The organism is Pseudomonas sp. B6001 (assembly GCF_013386015.1).
In the GTDB taxonomy this organism is placed as follows: Bacteria; Pseudomonadota; Gammaproteobacteria; order Pseudomonadales; family Pseudomonadaceae; genus Aquipseudomonas.
The window spans coordinates 1-19,773 of sequence record NZ_JACAOX010000042.1; the positions used below are offsets into that span (position 1 = coordinate 1).

At 61.4% G+C, this 19,773-nt stretch carries 15 protein-coding genes; 8 read left to right on the top strand and 7 right to left on the bottom strand.

Annotation, left to right across the window (positions count from 1 at the left end):
* Positions 1-757: 757 nt before the first annotated feature.
* The 3 genes from HX821_RS29465 to HX821_RS29475 form a co-directional block, all read right to left on the bottom strand.
* Positions 758-1,657 (bottom strand): hydroxymethylglutaryl-CoA lyase, encoded by a 900-nt coding sequence (locus HX821_RS29465; protein WP_177037188.1) that lies wholly within the window; start codon positions 1,655-1,657, stop codon positions 758-760.
* 12 nt (positions 1,658-1,669) lie between these two features.
* Entirely contained in the window at positions 1,670-2,068 is a 399-nt protein-coding gene (locus HX821_RS29470; RefSeq protein WP_177037189.1) for a MerR family DNA-binding transcriptional regulator, read from the bottom strand.
* A 67-nt stretch (positions 2,069-2,135) separates the two neighbouring features.
* Positions 2,136-3,065, bottom strand: a complete 930-nt coding sequence (locus HX821_RS29475) for a LysR family transcriptional regulator (protein ID WP_003211805.1) — start codon at positions 3,063-3,065, stop codon at positions 2,136-2,138.
* A gap of 150 nt (positions 3,066-3,215) precedes the next feature.
* Here HX821_RS29475 and HX821_RS29480 point away from each other — a divergent pair, with 150 nt between their 5' ends.
* Positions 3,216-4,445 carry an acyl-CoA dehydrogenase gene (locus HX821_RS29480; RefSeq protein ID WP_003211803.1) on the top strand — a complete coding sequence of 410 codons (1,230 nt, stop codon included), beginning with the start codon at positions 3,216-3,218 and terminating at the stop codon, positions 4,443-4,445.
* 139 nt (positions 4,446-4,584) lie between these two features.
* Here the strand turns inward: HX821_RS29480 and HX821_RS29485 are convergent, their stop codons facing one another.
* Positions 4,585-5,925: a substrate-binding domain-containing protein gene (locus HX821_RS29485; protein WP_003211801.1), complete on the bottom strand. Its 1,341-nt coding sequence runs from the start codon at positions 5,923-5,925 to the stop codon at positions 4,585-4,587.
* A gap of 201 nt (positions 5,926-6,126) precedes the next feature.
* Complete coding sequence (xthA, locus tag HX821_RS29490; protein WP_177037190.1) at positions 6,127-6,939, bottom strand: exodeoxyribonuclease III; 813 nt, start codon at positions 6,937-6,939, stop codon at positions 6,127-6,129.
* Between the two features lie 203 nt (positions 6,940-7,142).
* Here xthA and HX821_RS29495 point away from each other — a divergent pair, with 203 nt between their 5' ends.
* The 7 genes from HX821_RS29495 (at position 7,143) to HX821_RS29525 (ending at position 18,177) form a co-directional block, all read left to right on the top strand.
* Positions 7,143-7,793, top strand: coding sequence for an N-acetyltransferase (locus tag HX821_RS29495; protein ID WP_177037191.1), 651 nt, complete (start codon positions 7,143-7,145; stop codon positions 7,791-7,793).
* 64 nt (positions 7,794-7,857) lie between these two features.
* Positions 7,858-9,585, top strand: a complete 1,728-nt coding sequence (locus HX821_RS29500; RefSeq protein ID WP_023658973.1) for an autotransporter assembly complex family protein — start codon at positions 7,858-7,860, stop codon at positions 9,583-9,585.
* Positions 9,585-13,268: a translocation/assembly module TamB domain-containing protein gene (locus HX821_RS29505; protein ID WP_177028447.1), complete on the top strand. Its 3,684-nt coding sequence runs from the start codon at positions 9,585-9,587 to the stop codon at positions 13,266-13,268. Before HX821_RS29500 ends, HX821_RS29505 begins: the two co-directional genes overlap by 1 nt.
* A 145-nt stretch (positions 13,269-13,413) precedes the next feature.
* Entirely contained in the window at positions 13,414-13,887 is a 474-nt protein-coding gene (locus HX821_RS29510) for a MarR family winged helix-turn-helix transcriptional regulator (protein ID WP_003211792.1), read from the top strand.
* Positions 13,884-15,347: an efflux transporter outer membrane subunit gene (locus HX821_RS29515; RefSeq protein ID WP_177037192.1), complete on the top strand. Its 1,464-nt coding sequence runs from the start codon at positions 13,884-13,886 to the stop codon at positions 15,345-15,347. Before HX821_RS29510 ends, HX821_RS29515 begins: the two co-directional genes overlap by 4 nt.
* Before the next feature lie 15 nt (positions 15,348-15,362).
* Entirely contained in the window at positions 15,363-16,580 is a 1,218-nt protein-coding gene (locus HX821_RS29520) for an efflux RND transporter periplasmic adaptor subunit (protein WP_003211788.1), read from the top strand.
* Between the two features lie 64 nt (positions 16,581-16,644).
* A complete protein-coding gene (locus HX821_RS29525; RefSeq protein ID WP_003211786.1) occupies positions 16,645-18,177 on the top strand; it encodes a DHA2 family efflux MFS transporter permease subunit in 1,533 nt (510 codons plus the stop codon).
* A 133-nt stretch (positions 18,178-18,310) separates the two neighbouring features.
* On the opposite strand, the gene lpxH is transcribed toward HX821_RS29525, so the two are convergent.
* Entirely contained in the window at positions 18,311-19,060 is a 750-nt protein-coding gene (lpxH, locus tag HX821_RS29530; protein ID WP_177028448.1) for a UDP-2,3-diacylglucosamine diphosphatase, read from the bottom strand.
* Positions 19,057-19,560 (bottom strand): peptidylprolyl isomerase, encoded by a 504-nt coding sequence (locus HX821_RS29535; RefSeq protein WP_003211783.1) that lies wholly within the window; start codon positions 19,558-19,560, stop codon positions 19,057-19,059. The genes lpxH and HX821_RS29535 overlap by 4 nt, the downstream gene beginning before the upstream one ends.
* Between the last annotated feature and the right edge of the window lie 213 nt (positions 19,561-19,773).

A 19,773-nucleotide genomic window follows, 5' to 3' on the forward strand; every position in this document is an offset into this window, starting at 1 on the left:
GATGCGGCGACCCGACAAGCCAGCTCCCACATTTGAACCGTGCCCGCTTTAGCTTTTGATTTTGATCTTAGGCACACCGAGCCTAAGCGAGGTGCCGAGTGGTGGGGCAAGAGCGTTTTGCTTACTTTTGCGCTTTTCAAAAGTGAGCCGCTGTAAGAGCGGAACCAATCTCAGCCATCACCCAAAAAACGGATATACACGCAAATCACCCTCCCCGAGAAAGCACAAAGGGGACCCGAAGGTCCCCTTTAATTTGTCGTTGCGTGCTCTTTTTTTATTATTGAGGGGCGGTCTATTGTTGTTTTTGGCAACCGTGGCCCTTTACCGCTGTTTTTGGCGACCCCCATCCGGGGTCAAGAGCAAACGTATTTTTTTGAGCGCTGATCTGCTTCTTCGCACGCGATCCAACCAGTGGGTAGCTACCTTGAGGTAGTTTTTTGTTCTTCTCTATCCGGTTGCGGGTTTCGGCAAGCCGTACCCTGCGAAGCACATCTTCTCCAAAAAAATCTGTTAGCTGCGTCTCTGCCGTGTTGTTTTTGTTATGTCAGAGTCGTTACGTCTTATTTTTATTAGGTTTGGTGCTTTTTATTCTTGTTATGCAATAGAGATAGCAGAAGCCGTGCCAACTTTTTAAAGTCCTTTAAAATCAATGCCTTGATTTTTTGGCGAGAAATTTCCTTCAGGAAATGCGACAAAATATGTTCCCGTGTTACCCGATGTGTAGCCGCGAGGTAACACATCGTCACAAGCGCACTACTCAACCGGCGCTGCGAGCCTTCGCCACGCGCGAACCGGTGGGGCGGCCGAGTACCGTACAAATCTGCTGACCCGCCAGAATCAGCTTGTCCATGTCGATACCCGTCTCGATGCCCAAGCCATTGAGCAGGTACAACACATCTTCAGTGGCAACGTTACCGCTGGCCCCTTTGGCATAGGGGCACCCGCCGAGGCCCGCAATAGAGCTGTCGAACACCTGGATACCTTCCTCAAGGCTGGCGTAGATATTGGCGATGGCCTGGCCATAGGTGTCATGGAAGTGCCCGGCCAGCTTGTCCCGTGGCACCTGCGCGCCGACCACCTCGAACATCCGGCGTGTTGCGCCTGCAGTGCCGGTGCCAATCGTGTCGCCCAGGGACACCTCATAGCAGCCCATGGCGAACAGCTCGCGAGCGACTGCCGCGACCTGTTCCGGCGCGACCTGACCTTCATAAGGGCACCCCAACACACACGACACATAACCCCGCACGCTCACACCGTGCTGCCTGGCCCCGGCCATGATCGGCACGAAGCGTTCCAGGCTTTCGCTGATGGAGCAGTTGATATTGCGCTGGGAAAACGCCTCGGAAGCCGCCGCAAATACGGCCACTTCTTTCACGCCCGCCGCCAGTGCATCTTCAAAACCCCGCAGGTTTGGCGCCAGCGCGCCATAGGTCACGCCCGGCTTGCGCTGGATCTGCGCAAACACCTCGGCCGACCCGGCCATCTGCGGTACCCATTTGGGCGACACAAAACTGCCGACTTCGATGTAACCCAGGCCGGCGGCACTCAGGGCGTCCACCAATTGCACCTTGTCGGCGACGCTGATGGGTTGCGCTTCATTCTGCAGGCCGTCGCGGGGGCCCACTTCCACCAGGCGCACATGAGAGGGGAGGGACATGGCAGCTACCTTTTATGAATGGCCAACCTGGCCCTGAATGGTCTGTTCCAGCGCCTGGATGCAACGCTCTTCGGCGGTGTCCAGTTCGAGCTTCATCTGTTCGATGTCGAGCAACTGTTGGTCCAGCTGCTCGCGGCGCTCGGCGATTTTCGCCAGCATGCTGTGCAGCTGTTTCTGGTTGCCGCTGGTAGGGTCGTAGAGTTCGATCAGTTCCCGGCACTCGGCCAGGGAAAAACCGATGCGCTTGCCCCGCAGGATCAGCTTCAGGCTGACCTTGTCGCGGGGCGAATAAATGCGCTCCTGGCCCCGGCGTTCCGGGGACAGCAGGCCTTGTTCTTCATAGAAGCGAATGGCGCGGGTGGTGATGTCGAGCTCGCGGGCGAGGTCGGAGATGCTGTAGGTCGTGCTCATGAGGGCGCTCAAGGAGTGTCTTGAGCGTTAAGCTAATGGTTGGTTGACGTTAACGTCAAGCTCGCTCCTACAGTTTGTCCAGCTTCTTCTCATGGGCCGTCACCTGCTGGCACAACTCGATCATCTGCTCGCGCATCCAGCGGTTGGCCGGATCCTGGTCGGTGCTTTCATGCCAGTACAGATGGGTTTCCACCATCGGCACATCATTCACCGGCAGGTTGAACCAGTGCAGTTCATGGCGCCGTGCAAAGCGCTCCGGCACGGTCATTACCATGTCGGTTTGCTGCAGCACCTGCGAGGCCATCAGGTAGTGCTGGGAGCGCAGGGCGATCTTGCGTTGCAGGCCCATCTTGCCCAGCGCCAGGTCGACATGGCCCAGGCCGTTGCGCCGGCTGGAGATATGAATGTGGGTCAGCGACAGGTAGTCATCCAGCGTCAGTTTGTCCTTGCCCGCCATCGGATGGCCCTTGCGCATGGCGCACACGTAGCGGTCTTCCATCAGCTTGACGTGGCGCACTTGCGGGTCGGTGTTGAGCGGCGCATCCACGGCAAAGTCCAGGCGACCGGCCGCCAGTTCCTTGGTGGTTTCCCGGCGCTTGGACAGGAAGCTCTCGATTACCACCGTCGGTGCCAGGCGGCGCAGGCGCTGGAACAGCGGCGGCAGAATCACCGCTTCGGTGAGGTCGGTCATGCTGATGCGGTAGGTCTTGGCCGCCTGTTGCGGGTTGAAGATCCGGCTTTCCTGTACCGACACCCGCAGCAGCGACAGCGCGTTACGCACCGGGCCAATGATGTTCTGGGCCATGGGCGTGGGCACCATGCCTTGGGCTGTGCGCACGAACAGCGGGTCGTTGAAGGTCTCCCGCAGGCGGGCCAGAGCGTTCGACACCGCAGGTTGAGTAATCCCGACAATCTGCCCGGCGCGGGTCAGGTTGGCTTCGGTGTAGATCGCGTCAAAGACGATGAAGAGGTTGAGGTCGACCTTGCTCAGATTCATTTCGCTGCGCTCTTATTGTTAGGTGTCCATACGCCGATCATATATCGGTGATGAATGTTAATACACGCCGAGAATAGGCTAGGTAAATTATCAACGCTGTTCTAGCATCGATTCATGACCTCAACAACCTCCATTGAGAAGGTGCTGCCCATGGATTTCGCCTATTCGCCCAAGGTTCAGGAACTGCGTGAACGCGTCACCGCGTTCATGGATGCCTACGTTTACCCGGCCGAGCCTGTGTTCGAACGCCAGGTTGCCGAAGGTGACCGCTGGCAGCCCACCGCCATCATGGAAGAGTTGAAGCTCAAGGCTAAAGCCGAAGGCCTGTGGAACCTGTTCCTGCCTGAATCCGAATTGGGCGCCGGCCTCACCAACCTGGAATACGCACCCCTGGCCGAAATCATGGGCCGCTCCTTGCTGGGGCCGGAGCCGTTCAACTGCTCGGCACCGGATACCGGCAACATGGAAGTGCTGGTGCGCTACGCCAACGAAGAGCAAAAACAGCGCTGGCTCGAACCGCTGCTGCGCGGCGAAATCCGCTCGGCATTTGCCATGACCGAGCCGGACGTGGCTTCCTCCGATGCCACCAACATGGCCGCCCGTGCAGAGCGCGACGGCGACGAGTGGGTGATCAACGGTAAAAAATGGTGGACCTCCGGCGCCTGTGACCCGCGCTGCAAGATCCTGATCTTCATGGGCCTGAGCAACCCGGATGCGCCGCGTCACCAGCAGCACTCGATGATCCTGGTACCAGTGGATGCGCCCGGTGTGAAGATCGTGCGCCCGCTGCCGGTGTTCGGCTACGACGACGCACCCCATGGCCACGCCGAAGTGCTGTTTGAAAACGTCCGCGTGCCGTACGAAAACGTCCTGCTGGGCGAAGGCCGGGGCTTTGAAATTGCCCAGGGGCGCCTTGGTCCGGGCCGTATTCACCACTGCATGCGTTCCATCGGCATGGCCGAGCGCGCGCTGGAACTGATGTGCAAGCGTTCCGTCAGCCGTACCGCCTTCGGCAAGCCGCTGGCCCGCCTGGGTGGCAATATCGACAAGATCGCCGACTCGCGGATGGAAATCGACATGGCGCGCCTGCTGACCCTGAAAGCTGCCTACATGATGGACACCGTGGGTAACAAGGTCGCGAAAAGCGAAATCGCCCAGATCAAGGTGGTGGCGCCGAACGTGGCGTTGAGGGTGATCGACCGCGCCATCCAGATCCACGGTGGCGCCGGCGTATCCAATGACTTCCCGCTGGCCTACATGTACGCCATGCAGCGCACCCTGCGCCTGGCCGATGGCCCGGACGAAGTGCACCGCGCAGCAATCGGCAAGTTCGAGATCGGCAAGTATGTGCCGCGGGAAATGATGCGCAGCGGGCAGTAAAACCGAGGTGTCTTCATCGCAGGCAAGCCAGCTCCCACAGGGGAATGCAGCCAACTGTGGGAGCCGGGCTTGCCGCGATGAGGCCAGTTGATCGTTCCCACGCTCTGCGTGGGAATGCTGCCCCGGACGCTCCGCGTCCTCAATACACCCAAACCTCTACCCGCCGATTCTTGATCCGTCCCTCATCTGCCGTATTTGCCGCCACCGGCATCTCGGCACCGAACCCCTGAATGTCCCTCAGCACCACGCCGCTTTTAACCAGTTCCCGGCGCACCGCCATCGCCCGCAACTTCGACAATAGCGCCGCCCGCTGCGCATCACTCTTGGCATCCCCAAACCCCACCAGCGTCACCTGCTTGTCCAGCTTGCCGTGGCTCTTTATATAAGCCACTACCCGCATCAGGTCCTGGCGCGCCTTGTTGTCGAGGCTGGCACTGCCTTCCTCAAACCGGAAATTCACCGTCAGGCGCTGCGCTTGTCGGGCAATCGCCTGGTAATCCCCGGGCATCGGCGCCCGTGGCTCCACCGCCATGGCCTGCACCTGCTGTGCGATAAAACCGTTGGCGGCGACGATCGCCTGGCCCTTGCTGCTTTGTGCAAAGTCCACCAGGGCCTTGGCCCAGGGGTTTTGTGCAACAGGTGGCAGGTAGAAGAACAACCGGCGTGACAGTGGGTAGTCCTCGGTGGCGATCAAACTGTTCAGCGGCAACATCGGCTGCGAGTCGCCATCGACGATGGCCACCGCCTTGGCCTGACGCACATAGGGCAATCCGATAAAACCGATGCCCTGGGGGTCATGGCTGACAGCATCCGACAACTGCTCGCTGGATTCGAAGCGCTTGGCGCTGCCATCCAACGACTTGCCGCGCCGGCTGAGCACCAGTTCCTTGAAGGTGTCATAGGTGCCGGATTGATCATCCCGCGCGTACAGGTGAATCTGGCCACCGATGCCGCCCAGTTGTTCCCAGGTCGAGACTTCGCCGCTGAAGATCTGCGCCAGTTGCGCGGTATTCAACGTCCCCAGCGGGTTGCGTGGGTTGAGGATGATCGCCAGCCCGTCAATGGCGATGACCTGTTCGGCGTCGGGGCTTTTCAGGTCGCCGAGGGCTTCGAGGTCCACCAGTTCGCTGTCCTTGATCGGCCGGGAAGACGCCGCGAGGTCGGCGCTGGCGTTTTTCAGGGCTGCGAACCCGGTGCTGGAACCATGGGCCGCCACTTCCACCGTCACCTTCTGGCCCTGGCGAGTCTTGCCGACGATGTGCTGTTCGTTGGCCTGGTCAGATGGCTCGCTGTGCACCGCTTGCAACCCCTGTTGCTCCATCAGCCCCTTGACCAGCGCCGGGCCAAGTGCCGCGCCGATGGTGTTGGAACCCTGGATGCGCAAGGCCGGGCCATGTTCGGGGAAGGGCAGTGGGGTGGAAAAAGCGGCGAGGGGAAATGCGCTGAGCAGGGCCAGCAGGGATAGAACGCGCAGCATCATGCCGGCACCTTCTCAAGCCAAAGGGAGTGCCGCGAGATTAAGTCAGAGAGGTTTCAGCAATATGACCGGCATCACGCCGTCAAAAAGTGTGGGAGCGGGCTTGCTCGCGAATACGGAGTGTCAGTCGACGTATCCGGTGACTGACACTCCGTATTCGCGAGCAAGCCCGCTCCCACATTTAACGGCGCTGCTGTTAAGAAATCAGCTCAATTCCAGCCATATCGGTGCATGATCGGAGGGTTTTTCCATGCCGCGCAGGTCGTAGTCCACACCGGCATCCTTCACCCGGGGCAACAAGCCTTGGGAAGCCAGGATCACGTCGATTCGCAGCCCGCGCTTTGGCTCGTCTTCAAAACCACGGCTGCGGTAATCGAACCAGCTGAAGCGGTCTGCCACATCCGGGTTGAGGTGGCGGAAGCTGTCCACCAGGCCCCAGTTCTTCAGGCGGGCCATCCACTCGCGTTCTTCCGGGAGGAAGCTGCACTTGCCGGTCTTCAGCCAGCGCTTGGCGTTGTCGGCACCGATGCCGATGTCGCAGTCTTCCGGGGAAATATTCACATCCCCCATTACCACCACGGCCTGTTCATTGCTGAACTGCGACTCCAGGAGGGTTTGCAGGTCCTCGTAGAAGCGCTGCTTGGCCGGGAACTTGGTGGGGTGGTCGCGACTTTCGCCCTGTGGGAAATAGCCGTTCATGATGGTAATCGGGTTGCCGTTGGCGTCGGCGAAGGTGCCCCAGATAAACCGGCGCTGGGCGTCTTCTTCGTCACTGGCAAAGCCTTTGTGCAGCGCCAGCGGTTCCTGGCGTGAGAGCAGGGCAACACCGTAGTGGCCTTTCTGCCCGTGGCAATACACGTGATAGCCGAGGGCCTTGATCTCATCCAGCGGGAACTGGTCGTCGTGGACCTTGGTTTCCTGCAGGCCGATCACGTCCGGCTGGTGTTTCTCGATCAGTGCCGCCAGCTGATGAGGGCGGGCGCGCAGCCCGTTGATATTGAAAGACACGATTTTCATGGTCGGCGGTCCAGTCTGGCAAAAGGGCGATGCTAGCCGACAATGTAGGACGGGAGCCAGTCTTGTAGCAGCTGCCGAGGCACAAGGCTGCGTTGGGCTACGAAGCGGCGTCCGGTGGCTACACTGAACGAAACAGTGCCGCAGACGTTCGTAATAACAAGAGCGCGACCTTTTGAGTCAGCGCCCAGGGGAGATTCACTGTTATGCCTGACACCTCGACTGCCATCGCCCAGATCCACATGCACGACAGCGGCTACTCCCGCGAAGCCCGTTCGCTGTTGTACCAGGCCTATCGCCATGAGCCGACGTTCGCCTACATCTTCGAAGCCGAACGTCCCGGCTACGAACAGCGGGTGCGCGCCACGGTGCGTGAGCTGGTCAAACAGCACTTCTTCCAGAAACTCCCGGCGATTGGCCTGTTGTTCAACGACCGGCTGATCGGCATCGCCCTGATCGCGCCACCGACCCGCCGCCTGGGCATCACCGAAAGCTGGGCCTGGCAGTTGCGCATGTGGCTGAGTACCGGTGTGCGCGGTACCCGGCGTTACCTGGAATACCATCAGGCAGTGCTGGCGTGCCTGCCCTCGGATTCGGTGCATGTGCTGCCGTTGCTGGGGATTCACCCGCAATTCCAGGGCAAGCACTACGGTGAGCAACTGCTGGAAGCGGTGCACAACTGGTGCGCCGAAGACCCGCATTCCTCGGGCGTGGTGCTGGACACGGGGAATTCTCGCTATCTGGAATTCTATAAGCGCCAGGGATATGAAGAGATCGGCGAGGTCGCTGTAGGACCGGTACTGGAACACGTGTTCTTTCACGCAAATCCGCAGGTGTTACAGGCTGCAACGGTTTAAGACAGAATTATTCAGACAAATCCGGGTTCTAACTCGCTCCCAAGCTCGTGTAGCATCCCGGCCTATGAAGTTTCCAGGAAGATTTACCAGCGGCTTGATTCTGCTGTTCACGAGCTGCGGCGCCTTGGCGCAAAGCGAATTGGATGTGCGCATCAAGCCTTCAAACGACGCGTTGAAAGCCAACATCGAAGGCTATATCGGCGGGGTCGGCGATCGTGACGAAGAAGCCCTGCTGCGGTTCAGCCGTGGCGCCGAGGAGCAGGCCCGCAAGGCCGCCCAGGCGCTGGGCTACTACCAACCGCAGATTGCCAGCGATGTGAAGGGCGGCAAGAACCCGCGCCTGATCCTCACCATCGACCCCGGCGAACCGGTGCATTTGCGCAATGTGACCATTCGGGTCGACGGCCAGGCCGCCGACCTCAAGGCCTTTCGCGTGCCCGCCAGCGACCAACTCAAATCCGGCGCCGTGCTCAACCACGGCAACTACGAAGACGCCAAGCGCGTCATCCAGAACCAGGCGTCACGCTACGGCTTTTTCAGCGGGCGCTTTACCAGCCAGAAACTCTCGGTCGACCCCAAGGCGGGTGTGGCCGATATCGAACTGATTTATGACAGTGGCCCACGCTACACCTTGGGCAAGGTCAGCTTTGCCGGCGATACGCCGTTTGATGAAGACCTGCTGCAACGCATGGTGCCGTTCAAGAGCGGCGCGCCTTACGACTCCGAACTGATCGCCGAACTCAACCAGAACCTGCAATCCAGCGGCTTTTTCGAAGGCGTGCGCGTGGACGCCGCTCCGGCGGCCTCGACCAATGACGTGATCCCGGTGGCCGTGCAACTGGAAACCCGCAAGCCGCGCACCATGGGTCTGGGCCTCGGTTACTCGACCGACGTCGGCCCGCGGGGCAAGGCCAACTGGACGCGCCACTGGGTCAACCCCCAGGGCCACAGTTATGGCTGGGAAGCCGAGCTTTCCGCGCCTCGGCAGAACGTCGGGTTGTGGTACGACATTCCCATGGACCCGCCACTGACCGACAAACTTCGCTTTGCCGGCGGTTACCAGAATGAAGAAATCGCCAACACCGACACCCTGAGTAAACTGCTCACCCTCGGCCCCGAGTGGCACAGCAAGTTGCCCAGCGGCTGGACGCGGGTGATCTCGCTCAAATGGCAGCGCGAAGAGTATCGCCTGGGCAACGACTCGGGCCTGAGTACGCTGCTGATGCCGGGCATCAGTTATTCCTACCTGCGCAGCGACAACCGCATCGACCCGCACAATGGCTATCGCCTGCTGTTCGACGCCAAGGTCGCCAAGGAAGGCCTGGGTTCCGACACCAACCTGCTTTACGGCACGGCGACCATCAAGGGCTTGACCACCCTGTGGGACAACCACCGTTTCCTGGCCCGGGCGCAGTTTGGCGGCAGTGCCACCAACGGCTACAAATCCGTGCCGCCGTCGTTGCGCTTTTTTGCCGGTGGCGACCAGAGCGTACGGGGTTACGAGTACCAGACCCTGTCCCCGGAAAACGATCGTGGCGACCGCATCGGCGGCCGCTACATGGTGGCCCTGAGCGCCGAGTACCAATATTCCATCGCCGAAAAATGGCGGATCGCGACCTTTATCGACCAAGGCAATTCGTTCAACACCCTGGAAATGCCGAGCCTGAAAACCGGCGTGGGTGTGGGTGTGCGCTGGGTGTCGCCGGTTGGCCCGATCCGCCTCGACCTGGCCCATGCCCTCGAAGATCCGGGCGGCATTCGTTTGCACTTTTCCATGGGGCCTGAGCTGTGATGCGTGGTTTGAAAATAGCGGGGCTGGCCATTCTGGCGGTCCTCGCGGTGATAGTGCTGGCAATGTGGACGGTGCTGGGTACCCAGGTCGGCAGCCGGTGGGTGCTGGGCCAGGTGCCGGGTTTGACCGTGGAGAATTTCCAGGGTCGCCTTGGCGGGCAGTGGAGTGCCGACCACCTGTTGTGGCAGCAAGACAGCAGCCGCGTGGAGCTGCAGGCGCCGAAGTTCGACTGGTCGCCGGCCTGTTTAATGCGCATGACCTTGTGCATCAACCAGCTGGATGTGGAGCAGGTGAACCTGCAATTTCCGCCCAGCACCGAAGAAAGCAGCGGTCCGATTACCCTGCCGGACTTGAAACTGCCAGTCGCCATTCAGTTGGGCGACATCCGCATCGGCAGCCTGCTGTTCAATGGCAGCGAAGAGCTTCAGGGCCTGCAACTGGCGGCGCACTGGACCACCGCCGGAATGCAGATCGACTCGGTGCACCTGCAACGGGACGGTTTGGTCCTTGACCTGTCCGGCCTGCTGCAACCCACCGGCAATTGGCCGCTGACCGCCAGCGGTAACCTGAGCCTGCCTTACGCCCCGGGCGGTGCGCCCTGGGCGCTGGCGCTCAAGGTCGATGGCGATTTGCTCAAGACCCTCAAGCTCGACGCCGACAGCAGCGGCTACCTGCCGGCCAAGCTCAGCGGCGAATTGCAACCGCTGGTGGAAAACCTGCCGGCGCAGTTGCACATCACCGCCGACGGCTTCAAACCCAGCGCCGATTTGCCCGATACCCTGCAACTCAATCAGCTGGACCTGACCGCCAAGGGCGACCTGAGCAACGGTTACCAGTTGCTGGGCAAAGCCGTACTGCCCGCGGAAAAAGGCCCGGTGGACCTGCTGCTGCAAGGCAAGGTCGACGCCAAGGGCGCGCAGATCGCCGGGCTGGATTTGAATGCCGGTGACAAACAAAGCCTCAAGCTCAGTGCCAATCTGGACTGGCAGCACGGCTTCAGCGCCGACGCGAAAATCGACTGGCTGGATTTCCCGTGGCATCGTCTGTACCCCGTGATCGACGAACCCCAGGTGGCCTTGCGTACCTTCAATGGTGAAGTTTCCTACAAGGACGGCAACTATCTGGGCAACTTCAAGGCCGACCTCGACGGCCCTGCGGGCAAGTTCAGCCTGGCCAGCCCGTTCAGTGGCGACCTCAAGCAAGTGTTCCTCCCCGAGTTGAAACTCGCGGCTGGTCAGGGCAAGGCCGAAGGCCACCTGAACCTGCAATTTGCCGATGGCATCGCCTGGGACACGGCGCTGGACCTGTCGGCGATCAACCCGGCGTATTGGGTCGCGGAGTTGCCCGGCACCCTCGCGGGCCCGTTGCGCAGCAAGGGCGAAATGAAGAACGAGCAACTCAAGCTCAATGCCGACCTCGACCTCAAGGGCCGTCTGCGTGGCCAACCTGCCGTGCTCCAGGCCAAGGCCGAAGGCGCAGGCGAGCAATGGACCCTCGGCACCCTGGACATTCGCCTCGGCGACAACCGCATCTATGGCAGCGGCAGCCTGCAACAGCGCCTTGCCGGGCAGATCGACATCAAGCTGACGCGCCTCGCCCAGCTCTGGCCGCAACTGCGCGGGCAGATGAATGGTCGCCTCGACGTCGCCGGCACCCTGAAAGCGCCGCAAGGCAAGCTCAACCTGGTTGGCCAGCAACTGGCGTTTGAAGATAACCGCCTGCAAAACCTGACCCTGGACGCGAACCTGGATAATGCCCAGCGCGCCAAAGTCGACCTGAAAGGCAGTGGCATCCAGGCCGGTGAAACCCAGCTCGGCACCTTCAGTGCCAGCGCCCAGGGCGATATCAAAAGCCAGAAAGTCCAGCTCGACCTGGCCGGCCCGTTGCTCAAGCTGGCCCTGGCCCTGGACGGCAACCTCGACAAAGGCAACTGGCGCGGGCGCCTGGCCAGCGGCGATGTGCAAGCCGGTGGCCAGGACTGGAAGCTGCAAGCGCCGGCGAAGATCGAGCGCCTGGCCGATGGCAAGCTGACCTTTGCGGCGCACTGCTGGGTCTCCGGCCCGGCGAGCCTGTGCGGCGAAGACCAGCGCCTGATGCCCGAGCCGAAGCTGCGTTATCACCTCAAGCAGTTCCCAATCGACAGCCTGGCGCAGTGGTTGCCCAAGGATTTCGCCTGGCAGGGCAAGCTCAATGCCGACGTGCAGCTCGACCTGCCGGCCAGCGGCCCCAAAGGCGTGGTCTCGGTGGACGCCAGCGGCGGTACCCTGCGGGTCAAGGACAAGGACCAGTGGCTGGATTTCCCCTACGACACGCTGAAGCTGGAAACCACCCTCAACCCCACGCGCATCGACACCCAGCTCAATTTCCGTGGCGGCAAGCTCGGCGAGTTGCTGTTGCAGGCGCAGCTCAATCCGCTGGCGAAGAACAAGCCGATCACCGGCAACTTCACCCTGACCGGCCTCGACCTCGCCGTAGCCCGCCCGTTTGTACCCATGGTCGAAAAGCTCAACGGCAAGCTCAACGGTAACGGGCGGATCGCCGGCAGCCTGCTGGCGCCTCAGGTCAACGGCAGCATCAACCTGGTGGGAGGCGAAATCTCCGGCCCGGAACTGCCCACCAGCATTGAAGGCCTGAATATCCAGGCGTTGATTGCCGGCGAAAGCGTGCAGCTCAATGGCGGCTGGCGCAGCGGCAAGGCCGGGCAGGGCACTATCAAGGGGCAGATCGACTGGGGCCAGGCCCTGGCGGTGGATATCGCGCTGCAAGGCACGCAACTGCCGGTCACCGTGGAACCGTACGCGGCCCTGGAGGTGGCGCCCGACCTGAAGATCAGCATGAAGAACGACAAGCTGGCGATCTCCGGCAAGGTGCAGATTCCCAAGGGCGAGATCACCGTGCGGGAATTGCCGCCATCGACGGTCAAGGTCTCGGATGACACGGTGATCGTCGGCAGCCAGACCGAAGAGGGCAAGCCGCCGATGGCCATGGCGATGGACATCGATGTGGAGGTAGGCAAGGACAAGCTGAGCTTCGCCGGGTTTGGCCTTACCGCCAACCTGCAAGGCCATGTGCACATCGGCGACAACATGGACACCCGTGGTGAACTGTGGCTCAACGACGGCCGCTACCGTGCCTACGGCCAACGCCTGACTGTGCGCCGCGCGCGATTGCTGTTTGCCGGGCCGATCGACCAGCCGTTCCTGGATATCGAGGCTGTGCGGATCACCACCGAGCCGTCCCGGACCGTCACCGCCGGTATTCGTCTGAGCGGCAGTGCCGAGCAGCCGACTACGCAAATTTTCTCGGAGCCGGCCATGGCCCAAGAGGATGCATTGTCGTACCTGGTGTTGGGGCGTTCGCGCACCACCAACGGTGAGGACAACAACATGCTGGCCGAAGCGGCGCTGGGTCTTGGGTTGATGGGCAGTGCCGGGGTCACGTCGGACATCGCCAAGAACCTGGGCATCCAGGACTTTGAACTGGACACCCAGGGCAGTGGCAACAACACCGCCGTGGTGGCCAGCGGCAAGATCTCCGAGAAGCTCAGCCTGCGTTATGGCGTGGGGGTGTTCGAGCCGGCCAACACCATCGCCTTGCGCTATTTGCTGAGCAAGAAGGTGTACCTGGAAGTGGCCAGCGGCGTGGCCAGCTCCCTGGATATTTTCTACAAGCGCGATTTCTGATCCGTCCACGGTAATGGTGGGAGCCTGGCTCCCACCATTTATCCGCTAATTAGCAAGCAACCTAACTATTCGTTTGACATTCGCTGCCTAGGCAGTAACATCGTGTCACACATTCACTGCTTAGGCAGTTAATAGGCTGGTCACGATGAAGCACTTCACCCCCGAAAACTTCCACAACTGCCACCTCGGCCTGCTGCTGGGCCGGGCTGCGCTGCTCAAAGACAAGATCATCGACACCCACATGGAACCCCACGGCATCACGGCCGCGCAGTTCAAGGTGTTGATCATCATGGCCCAGTACGGCGTCGACACCCCGGCCGAGCTGTGCCGCAACCTGTCGTTGGACAGCGGCTCCATGACCCGCATGCTCGACCGCCTGGAACAAAAGGACCTGCTGGCGCGCAAGCGTTCCGAGCAGGACCGGCGCCAGGTGCAGTTGGTGCTGACCGCCGAAGGCCAGCGCGTGGCCGACATGCTGCCGCACATCGGTGCCCAGGCCCTGAACCAGTTGGCGGGCGCCCTGGAGCCGGGTGAATTGCAAACCCTGGAAAAAATCCTGAAGAAAATTCTGATAGCTGCGGGTGACCCCATCACCATCCAGCGGGTAGGTAGTGCATGAACAATCGCTCCTTGCGTGCCGGCCTCAGCCTTGTGCTGGTGGCCATGACTATGGCCGGTTGTGCCAATTTCAGCGGCTTGGACACAGAAGGCAAACGCCTCGAAGCCAATAACCTGCAAACCGGCAAATCCCTCAGCGGCGTGACCCTGTCCGCCGCTGCCTGGCCCACCGCCGACTGGTGGAAAGGCCTTGGCGATCCACAGCTCGACGGCCTGATCCAGGAAGCCCTGCAGAACAGCCCCGACATGCAAGTGGCCAGCGCCCGCGCTCACCAGGCCGAAGCCGCTGCCTATGCCGCCGACGCCGAGCGCATGCCGACCCTGGATGCCAGCGCCGGTGTCAGCCGTTCGCGCCTGGCCAAGGACCAGGACCCGTTGGGCCAGGGCGATGCCTACGCCACCGTGCGCAACATCGGTGCCAGTTTCAATTACAACTTCGACCTGTGGGGCGGCCAGCGCGCCGCCTGGGAAGCCGCGCTGGGCCAGGCCCGCGCCGCCGAAGTCGACCAACAGGCCGCGCGCCTGACCCTGGCGGCCAACGTCGCCAAGGCCTACAGCGACCTGGGCCAGGCCCATATCGTGCGTGACCTGGCCAATGATGACCTCAAGCGCACCCGGCAGATGCTCGACCTGGGCCAGCGTCGCCTGAACTCCGGGATCGACAGCCAGTACCAGTACCAGCAAACCGAAAGCCTGGAAGCCAGCTCCCAGTCGCAACTGATCGATGCGGAAAAACAACTGCAGAGCGCGAAGATCGCCCTCGCGGTGTTGCTCGGCAAAGGCCCGGACCGTGGCAGCGAACTGGTACGCCCCAACGTGCTCAAGCCGAGCGCGGTTGCGGTGCCTTCGGTGTTGCCTGCCGAGCTGGTGGGCCGTCGCCCGGACCTGATCGCCGCACGCTGGCGGGTGGAGGCGGCGAGCAAGAACATCGCGGCCAGCAAGACCCGTTTCTACCCCAACCTCAACCTGAGCGCGAGCGCCGGGGCCGAGTCGTTGCTGGGGGATGCGATGTTTGGTTCGGCCAGCCGCTTCTTCAGCATTGCGCCGACCGTCTCGCTGCCGATCTTCGACGGCGGCCGCCTGCGCGCCGACCTCGACGCTCGCGACGCCGACTACGACCTGGCCGTGGCCCAGTACAACAAAACCCTGGTGCAAGCCTTGGGCGATATCGGCAACACACTCTCGCAATTGCGCGAGACCGGCCGGCAGATCCAGGCCCAGCAACACGCCGCTGACATTGCCCAGCAGTCCTACGACACCGGCGTCCAGCGTTACAGCTCGGGTATCGGCAATTACCTGGACGTGCTCAGCATCGAACAGCAACTGCTCCAGGCCCAGCATCAGTTGGCCACCCTGAATGCCGAGCAAATCGATCTTTCGATTCAACTGATGCAGGCCCTGGGCGGCGGTTTCCACGCCGATAACGTGGCCTCGACCACCCCAGCCACGCGCACTGAATAATTCAAGGTACTTGTCATGGCCACTGCCGAAACCAGCAACAACGCTCCTGAAACAAACAAGGCTGAACAACCCAACACCAGCAATCCGCGCAAACGCAAAGTCATGCTGTTTGTGCTGGCGCTGATCGTCATCCTCGGCGCCTTGGGCGTGTGGGGTTGGTACGAATTGTATGGTCGCTTCAGCGAAAGCACCGACGACGCCTACGTCAACGGCAACGTGGTGGAAATCACCCCGCTGGTGACCGGCACCGTGGTGAGCATCGGCGCTGACGACGGCGACCTGGTGCATGAAGGCCAGGTGCTGATCAACTTCGACCCCAACGACGCGGCCGTCGGCCTGCAAAGTGCCCAGGCCAACCTGGCCCGCACCGTGCGCCAGGTGCGTGGTTTGTACAGCAACGTCGATGGCATGAAAGCCCAGGTGCTGGCGCAACAAGCCAACGTGCAAAAGGCCCAGGACAACTACAACCGACGCAAGAACCTCGCTGCCGGCGGGGCGATTTCCCAGGAAGAACTGTCCCACGCCCGTGACGACCTGACCTCGGCGCAAAACGCCCTGGCCAACGTGCAGCAACAGTTCAAGACCAGCAGCGCCCTGGTGGATGACACCGTGATTTCGTCCCACCCGGACGTGCAGGCTGCCGCCGCACAGTTGCGCCAGGCTTACCTGACCAACGCCCGCAGCACCCTGATCGCACCGGTGACCGGCTATGTGGCCAAGCGTACCGTGCAACTGGGCCAGCGGGTCCAGCCGGGTACTGCACTGATGGCCGTGATTCCGCTGGATCAACTGTGGATCGACGCCAACTTCAAGGAAACCCAGCTGCGCAATATGCGTATCGGCCAGCCGGTGGATATCGAATCCGACATCTACGGCAGCGACGTGAAATTCAGCGGCACCGTCGACAGCCTCGGCGCGGGGACCGGCAGTGCATTTGCCTTGCTGCCGGCGCAGAACGCCACCGGTAACTGGATCAAGATCGTGCAACGGGTGCCGGTGCGTATCCATGTGAACGCCGATGAGTTGGCCAAGCACCCGCTGCGGGTGGGTCTGTCCACCGTGGTCGACGTCGACCTGCACGACCAGAGCGGCCCGGTACTGGCCCAGCAGGCGCCGCAGAAGGCGTCGTTCACCACCAACGTTTACGACCGCCAGTTGGCCGAAGCCGACGCGATGATCACCCAATTGATCCATGACAACAGCGTCGCCGCTCCCAAGGCTGCCCAGCGCTGATTCGCCAATCCATCAGCTGCGGCCCCGGCGGCCGTAGCGCCAATCATGTTGCACAGGATTCGCGATGAGTAACGCTAACGCCTCCTTCACGCCGCCCAGCTTGCTGATGGCCACCATCGGCCTGTCCCTGGCGACCTTCATGCAGGTGCTCGACACCACCATCGCCAACGTGGCGCTGCCGACGATTTCCGGCAACCTCGGCGTGAGTTCGGAGCAGGGCACCTGGGTCATCACCTCGTTTGCCGTGAGCAACGCCATCGCGCTGCCGCTCACCGGCTGGCTGAGCCGTCGCTTCGGCGAGGTGAAGCTGTTTCTGTGGGCCACCATCCTGTTTGTGCTGGCCTCGTTTCTCTGCGGTATTTCCACCTCGATGCCCGAGCTGATCGGCTTTCGGGTATTGCAAGGCCTGGTTGCCGGCCCGTTGTACCCGATGACTCAGACGCTGCTGATCGCGGTCTATCCCCCCGCCAGGCGTGGTATGGCCCTTGCGTTGCTGGCGATGGTCACGGTGGTGGCGCCGATTGCCGGGCCGATCCTCGGCGGCTGGATTACCGACAGCTACAGCTGGCCGTGGATCTTCTTTATCAACGTACCCATCGGCATCTTTGCCGTGATGGTGGTGCGCTCGCAACTGAAGAAACGCCCGGTGGTCACCAGCTACCAACCGATGGACTACGTCGGCTTGCTGAGCCTGATCGTCGGCGTCGGCGCCTTGCAGATCATCCTCGACAAGGGCAACGACCTGGACTGGTTCGAGTCGAACTTCATCATCATCGGCGCGGTGATCTCGGCTGTCGCCCTGGCGGTGTTCGTGATCTGGGAAATGACCGACGAGCACCCGGTGGTCAACCTGCGGCTGTTCGCCTATCGCAACTTTCGCATCGGCACGATTGTGTTGGTACTCGGGTACGCGGGTTTCTTCGGGATCAACCTGATCCTGCCGCAATGGCTGCAAACCCAGATGGGCTACACCGCCACCTGGGCGGGCCTGGCGGTGGCGCCGATCGGGATTCTGCCGGTGTTGATGTCGCCGTTCGTGGGCAAATATGCGCACAAGTTCGACCTGCGGCTGCTGGCGGGGCTGGCGTTCCTGGCGATTGGCTTGAGTTGCTTCATGCGCGCCGGGTTTACCAATGAAGTGGACTTCACGCACATCGCCCTGGTGCAGTTGTTCATGGGGATCGGCGTAGCGCTGTTCTTCATGCCGACCTTGAGCATCCTGATGTCCGACCTGCCGCCGGCGCAAATCGCCGACGGCGCTGGCCTGGCGACCTTCCTGCGGACCCTGGGCGGCAGCTTTGCGGCCTCGTTGACCACCTGGATCTGGATTCGCCGGGCGGACCAGCACCATGCCTACATGAGCGAAAACATGACCACCTACGACTCGGCCACCCGGGACGCCTTGCAGGCGCTCGGCGGGGCAGGGCACAAGGCGTATGCGCAGTTGGACCAGATACTGACGAGCCAGGCGTACATGATGTCCACCGTGGATTACTTCACGTTGCTGGGGTGGATGTTCATGGCGTTGATCGTGATTGTATGGCTGGCGAAACCGCCGTTTGCAGCGAAGGCGGGGCCGGAGGCTTCTGGCCACTGATCGAAAGACCGAACTCGGTCAATGTGGGAGCTGGCTTGCCTGCGATGCAGGCACCTCGGTACATCAGATGCATCGAGGTGATGCTATCGCAGGCAAGCCAGCTCCCACATTTGATGGGTGTTGTGTCTGAGGATCAGGCGCCAGGCAAGGCCAGTTGCGGGTTGACGAAGTCAAACGCCGCCAGTTGAAACCCTTGCTCATCCACCTGCAATGCCCACCCTTGCTTGTCCCAATCCCCCAGCACAATGCGCTTGGCCGCTTGCTCGCCAATCTGCAACTTGTGAATCGCCGGGCGGTGGGTGTGGCCATGCACCAACGTACGCACGCCGAACTGCTGCATCACCCTCGGCACTTCCTCGGGCGTTACATCGACAATGTCGTTGGTCTTCATTCGCGTCTGCGCGCGGCTTTCACTGCGCAGCTTGCGCGCCAGCTTGTGCCGCGTGCGCAAGGGCAGGTGGCGCAGGATGAACAGCGTGATGGGGTTACGCAGGATGCGCCGCAGCTTCATATAGCCAAGGTCGCGGGTACACAGGCTGTCGCCGTGCATCAACAGCACGGGCTCGCCTGCGAGTTGCACCACACTCGGGTCCTTGAGCAAGGTTGCGCCTGCGGCTTTGCAGAACGCCTTGCCGATCAGGAAATCCCGGTTGCCATGCATGATGAATATCTGGGTGCCGCTGTCGCTCAGCTCGCGCAGGGCCAGGCAAATCGAACGCTGGAAGGGCGTCATCCCATCGTCGCCAATCCAGGCTTCGAAGAAGTCCCCCAGAATGTACAACGCCTGGGCGGAACGGGCGCGGCCGTGCAGTAAATCCAGAAACGCCCGGGTTATGTCCGGGCGCTCCTCTTCCAGATGCAAATCTGAAATCAGCAATATCACTCAACGATCTCGGCTTTCTCGACGATAACGTCTTCTACCGGAACGTCCTGGTGACCTGCCTTGCCGGTGGTTTGCACACCCTTGATCTTGTCGACAACGTCCTGGCCTTCGGTGACTTTACCGAATACCGCGTAGCCCCAGCCCTGCACGTTCTTGCCGCTGTGGTTCAGGAAGGTGTTGTCGGCGACGTTGATGAAGAACTGCGCGGAGGCCGAATGCGGCTCCATGGTACGGGCCATGGCGACGGTGTACTTGTCGTTGGAAAGGCCGTTGTCCGCTTCGTTCTGGATGCTGGGACGCTTGTCTTTCTTTTCTTTCATGCCCGGCTCGAAACCGCCGCCCTGGACCATGAAGTTGCCGATGACACGGTGGAAAACAGTGTTTTCGTAGTGGCCGGCTTTAACGTACTCGATGAAGTTGGCGACGGTGATCGGCGCTTTCTCGGCGTTCAGCTCGATGACGATGTCACCGTGGTTGGTGGTCAGTTTGACTTGAGTCATGTTCACTACTCTTTCAAGGAATTCGTGGGTTTGGGCGTTTTGCGCCTTACCTGCTTGGCAAAAACGGCAGCCAAGGCGCGCAGTTTAGCGTGACCTGCGGGAATTTCGAGGTGGTTTTTTACCGCCCGTGCAATAAATGCAGCAGTTTTTGGCCACGCTCTGTCAGGGCCTTGACAGCATCGGCTATGATAAGCCCTTTGTTTGTCGGCCTCA